This window comes from Pseudanabaena sp. 'Roaring Creek' (assembly GCF_001402795.1).
In the GTDB taxonomy this organism is placed as follows: domain Bacteria; phylum Cyanobacteriota; class Cyanobacteriia; order Pseudanabaenales; family Pseudanabaenaceae; genus Pseudanabaena.
This window is the reverse complement of sequence record NZ_LIRE01000496.1, coordinates 1-4909: the sequence shown is the minus strand read 5'-3', so window position 1 is coordinate 4909 and position 4909 is coordinate 1. Positions and strand designations below refer to the sequence as shown.

Sequence of the window (4909 nt, the reverse complement as noted above, 5' to 3'; positions counted from 1 at the left end):
GACTGGCGGCGCTTCGCGCCGCCAGTCGATTCTTGGGGTTTCAAGTAAAAAAAACAAAACCAGAGAGCAGACCGCCCGCGCAGCGGGCGGTCTGCTCTTCTCGGTTTTAAGTTTACTTATGCCTAGCTACTTAATACCAAGTTAAGAAATGGCGTAGCCATTTCTTAACTTGGTATTACTTCCTAAGAAAGGAAATGGCATTATTGACGCTTAAGACGGTTAATTTCGTCTTGCAGTTCGTCAATTTGGCGTTTCAAGCGTTCTGCTTCACTTTCAGACTTGTTCTCTTTCTTTGGAGATTGAGAAACATCCACGGATCCAGCAGTATCGCCGCGTTTGTAATTGCCAGACTTGATATTGCGATAATCTTCCGACTCAGCCCATTCGCGAATATAATGAACGCGCTCTACGGGAAAAGGATGGCTGAGCATGGAACCAGCCCCAAAACCGTTGTAGAGCATGAATTTATAAATTTGATTGAGATTATCCTTATCAAGTTCTTGATAGGCTTCCGATTGCCGAATAAATTCGGGCAAGCTTAATTCATGGGCAAAGGCGGAACTCCCTCCCGATAACTTCATCATCGTGGAGAGGACGGTATCTAGTTCGTTGGTGACTAATAGGGCGGCGCGATCGCTCGATAATTCCGCCTTACGTCGCCATTCAAAAAAGGCATAAATTAAGCCACTGCTCACTAAGCCACCCAAACCAAAGGTCATTTCACTAATGGTGGAGACAATGCTCATCACCCACATTGCCATCTGGATCAGGGTTGTGTGACCGCATTTGATATGTCCAAGCTCATGGGCAAGCACCGCCCGAATTTCCTCTTCGGTAAGCAGGTCTAACAGTCCTGAGTTAATTACTATATAGGGGTGATCTTTGCCGAGAGCGTAGCTATTGGCTACGGGATTTTGGGAGACGAATAGAGTGGGTTCGGGTTGGACATCAAGGTCAGCAACGCATTCTCTAAAGATCCGATGAATTGTCGCGTATTGTCGGTGATTTACCTGAATGCTATTGCCAATGTGGTAAATCGTCTGCGGACGCTCGTACATAAACTCGACAAATTTCCCTGCCACGAGGTCAAATCCGGGGACGCTGCGGAGGGCTTGTTCGGCTTGGCGATCGAGGGGATGTCGAAAGGCTTCGCTAGAAATGCCTGTATAACGTGGCATAGGTTTTGATATCTACTGAGATATACATGATTTTCTCCATTTTATCCCAAAGTTATCAAGCTTTATTTTTGTTAACCTATGCGTTTGAGTGTGCGAGCTATATAGGGCACATATAGCTGTCGCCAAGTGTATTAGGACATAAACCCCAAGAATTGAGTGGCGGCGCTTCGCGCCGCCACTCAATTCTTGGGGTTTGATTTGTCCTCATTCAAGTGACTGTAGCTATAACTGACGGCTGCGCGTAGTCTCATATTGGTGAACATTGCAAGGTAAAAGCCTGTTTTCAGCACTTTCACTCTATAACTTTTGACAATTTTCAGGTGGGCTTATTGTGGTAGTAGGGGGATAACCTTGATAACCTTGATGGGAATGACGGGAACAAAGCCTTGGTTTAGTGGCTTCCAGTCTCCTGAAATTTTTAATTTATAGTTTATTTGCACAGGCTCAGCATTAGCATAAGCAGAAACCGTGAGAACAAATGACTGTTGTTTATCAGTACCAAAAGAGCAGTTTGAAGTGTGTTGAGTTGCGAAGTAAAGGGAATCAGAACAATATGGTTGTTCAATTTGAGAGGGTTTAGATAAAACCCAAGAAAATAATGCCCCTTTATTATCTTTAGGAGAAATGGTGGTATCAATTGTGATCTTACCGGGCCCTGCTAAGAAAGTGAGATAGTACTTTGTTGGTGTTTTGGAAGATACTAGAGAACCAGAATACTCACCGCTAGTTAACAAAGTCGGTTTTTTGGGGTCTGTAGAGGGTTGGGCAGCATTAGCTACTGGAGTAAATAAAGAAGCTAGGCTGAGTATGTATGTAGCTAAGATGACAGAGTGCTTGATAGCAGGCTTAAACTTCATATTTTTGAGTTTAGGGTTTACAAATGTGGGATTTAGGGAATGCTAAGAAAACAAATTACCATAGATTACCCAATGCGAATATGCTCATGCAGGTATCAAGAGTTATAAATCGGTAACGGCAGTTTATTGCAATCATGCACCTGATGTTGATGACCGTTTTATGTTGAATGCGGCTGGCTTATAGAACTTCTATTTGGACACTTCTTAAAAACAGATGGAAAGAGCAAAATCTCCTCTAATCATTGCTTTCGTTTCCCAAGAGGTCTATTTTGGTTTGGGTCGGTCTGAAATTCTATGTGCAGGATGATTCTTACTGATTTCAGAAATATAACTGAATCAGCGCAAATTGGTTCGATGGATAGTTCCGATGGTTCGAGTTTGGTAAAGGCAATGGGTTCTCCTAATATCCAACTGGCAAAGTCGGTCGGGAAGGTTTCTGCTAAGGATTTACAAATGTTGTCGATCATTGCGGAATTTTATCATCTCAAGGGTGATTGAGAAAGACTCAATCCACAGCTCAAAAGATCGCTCGCAAGTTTGAGAAAATCGCTTACTTGTTTGGATGGAGATCTCTGGAATAATAGAATAAGTTCTAAATAGATTTATTTGGTGCGTTTTATTTTATGAACGCACCCTAAGCTGCTGCTATTCCTATTTGCAACCCATTCAAACAAACTATTTAGGTGATAATATATGGAGTCAATATCAGTAGAAAAATATTTAGAGAATGTTGAACCATCATCAATGATAGCTTTGATGAAAGTATTCAAAGATTGTATTTTCCCTTTAGGCGGTGCTACCAATTGTCCTTTTCAAGATGCTATTAAGGCTCGTTCATTATTATTTGCTCACGGCAGTAAACCTTTTTGGGACAATCCAATATTTTGGTATAGTCTGTCAAGTGCAATCTTGGAACTTGGTGACACAGAAATTTTTGAAATTAATACATTGGCAGGATATTATTCTAAATATGTTCTTTCATCTGACAATCCACTTCCGAATCTATATTCTTCATATATAGCTATTTCATCTCTTAAAGGAACTTGGGGAATATTATTTGACATGGATGGAATTGGTCTTATTGGTGGATCAAAAACTTTTATTGACAATATCCGTAAATATTTTCCTGAAATAGATGATCAGTTCGCTAACCTATTAATAGACTGGAAAAATAACGATTATGTTGCTGATAATAAGTGGTTGCCAAATACTCTGATACACATTTATGGAGAGGTAAAAGGAAAAGCACTCCTTGAGGAAGCGCGAAAAATGAATGTTTACTTTGATTTAATGTACGACTGAAAACTAAACAGGTTATCAGTTATGTCGAATCGCCACTAAAGTCCATTAGGGTGCGTTAGCTTTAGCGTAACGCGCCATTATTGAAGTAGTACAAGTGGAGGACTAAATTAATGATAAATCGACAAAAATATTGATTGGAAAAATTTTACAGACAAAGTGCATCTAAAGACTGACATTAGCCTTTAAAGTCATGACAACCAGCAAGCGATCGCCTTAATTATGACTAAAAAGCGATCGCCTATATTAATCTTGAGACTTAAGCGATCGCCTTTACAAGTGTGATAACAAATAAGCGATCGCCCTAATTATTACTAAAAAGCGATCGCCTATATGAATCTTGAGACTTAAGCGATCGCCTCCTACTTGCTTCCATTATAAAGAAATATAATCTCTGCCAAGTCTATCTACGATTTTTAACATTGTTGGTATTCTGTAGTCACCATGCATTTTCTCAATATAACTTCTCACTTCCATCTCATCAATACCTATTGCTGTTACATATAATGGGCGATTGCTACCAGCCCTAAAAACTTCAACTTCAGATGGTATATCCCTATAGCGAGTTTTAGCCACACCTATTACAGCGATTTGTTCTTTAAGAACACTGTATAAGTAGCCACCAAGTCCACATTTTTTGTTGCGGTCAAGATAGACATAGCCATCAATAATAATAATTTGTGGGGGTTTTTCCAGTTGCTCTAGCAGCAAAAGAATAATTGGTAATTCACGTCTATAAAACTCGCCTGATTTATACTCTCCAACTTTATCAACTTGAATAATAAACTTATTAAGAGGTTGATTGTCACTCCAATCATTGAATATAATTCCTGCGGCAATAGCTTCTCCGTCTCGATAATCAACATCGACGGCAAAAATCATTTATTCACCCTCAACTTTCTTTGCCCCCGAAGAAATATGAAATCTGAACTCTTTTCATCAATTACATAATCTCGAGTAAGATTTCCAGTTTCATCCCATTCTTTCATCCATAAACATACTCCCATTTCAAACATTCCTTCGCATTTAAGCTGTCCATTACAATGCCATTTGTGTAAAAGACCATTTGCTTGATTATCTTCAAGATTGACTTCTTCAATAAGAATTCCTGATTCCGACCACTCTCTCTCAATTCCATTTTTATACCCGTTAGTGAATGGGGTTTCAGATAGAAGACTGCCGTTTAGATGATTCTCATAAGCAATTCCTGTAAAGGGAATTCCTTCATAGAATTCAATTAAAAAGTCATCAGATGGCTCCAATAAATCATAGTCAACCCTTAGCAAAACTTTCACCTAACCTATTCTCTAATTATTTGTTCTCTAATTATTTGTGTCACCCATGAGTTAGCTAGCAGCATTTTAATACACAAACATAAAAGCGATCGCCAATATTAATCTTGAGACCAGGGCAACCGCATAAAAAATCAAAGGGAAAGGAGATGGTTTAGATAAGCCAGATCCCAAGCCGCCTTATTACGTTTCGCCCGCATACTGAACTTAGAAGACTTATCGCGACTTAAGAGATTAAGAGCAAAGTGTCGCAAGACAGCCATATTTTCAGGAGAATGATCTT

5 protein-coding genes and 1 pseudogene are annotated in these 4909 nt (G+C 39.6%); 1 reads left to right on the top strand and 5 read right to left on the bottom strand.

Annotation, left to right across the window (positions count from 1 at the left end; translation table 11 throughout):
- Positions 1-200 precede the first annotated feature (200 nt).
- From AC805_RS15460 to AC805_RS27400, 3 genes and pseudogenes are all read right to left on the bottom strand, one after another.
- Positions 201-1178, bottom strand: coding sequence for a M48 family metalloprotease (locus AC805_RS15460; protein WP_055076252.1), 978 nt, complete (start codon positions 1176-1178; stop codon positions 201-203).
- Positions 1179-1504: 326 nt separating this feature from the next.
- Positions 1505-2035 carry a hypothetical protein gene (locus AC805_RS15455; RefSeq protein WP_055076251.1) on the bottom strand — a complete coding sequence of 177 codons (531 nt, stop codon included), beginning with the start codon at positions 2033-2035 and terminating at the stop codon, positions 1505-1507.
- 272 nt (positions 2036-2307) lie between these two features.
- Positions 2308-2502: pseudogene (locus tag AC805_RS27400) on the bottom strand (flagellar assembly protein H); the annotation flags it as partial.
- Positions 2503-2728: 226 nt separating this feature from the next.
- Here AC805_RS27400 and AC805_RS15445 point away from each other — a divergent pair.
- A complete protein-coding gene (locus AC805_RS15445; protein ID WP_055076249.1) occupies positions 2729-3337 on the top strand; it encodes a hypothetical protein in 609 nt (202 codons plus the stop codon).
- 372 nt (positions 3338-3709) lie between these two features.
- Here the strand turns inward: AC805_RS15445 and AC805_RS15440 are convergent, their stop codons facing one another.
- Both AC805_RS15440 and AC805_RS15435 read right to left on the bottom strand, forming a co-directional pair.
- The gene (locus tag AC805_RS15440) at positions 3710-4216 is read right to left on the bottom strand and encodes an endonuclease V (protein ID WP_055076248.1); all 507 of its coding nucleotides are present in this window, start codon (positions 4214-4216) and stop codon (positions 3710-3712) included.
- Positions 4213-4629, bottom strand: coding sequence for a toxin-antitoxin system YwqK family antitoxin (locus tag AC805_RS15435; protein WP_055076247.1), 417 nt, complete (start codon positions 4627-4629; stop codon positions 4213-4215). The genes AC805_RS15440 and AC805_RS15435 overlap by 4 nt, the downstream gene beginning before the upstream one ends.
- Positions 4630-4909 lie beyond the last annotated feature (280 nt).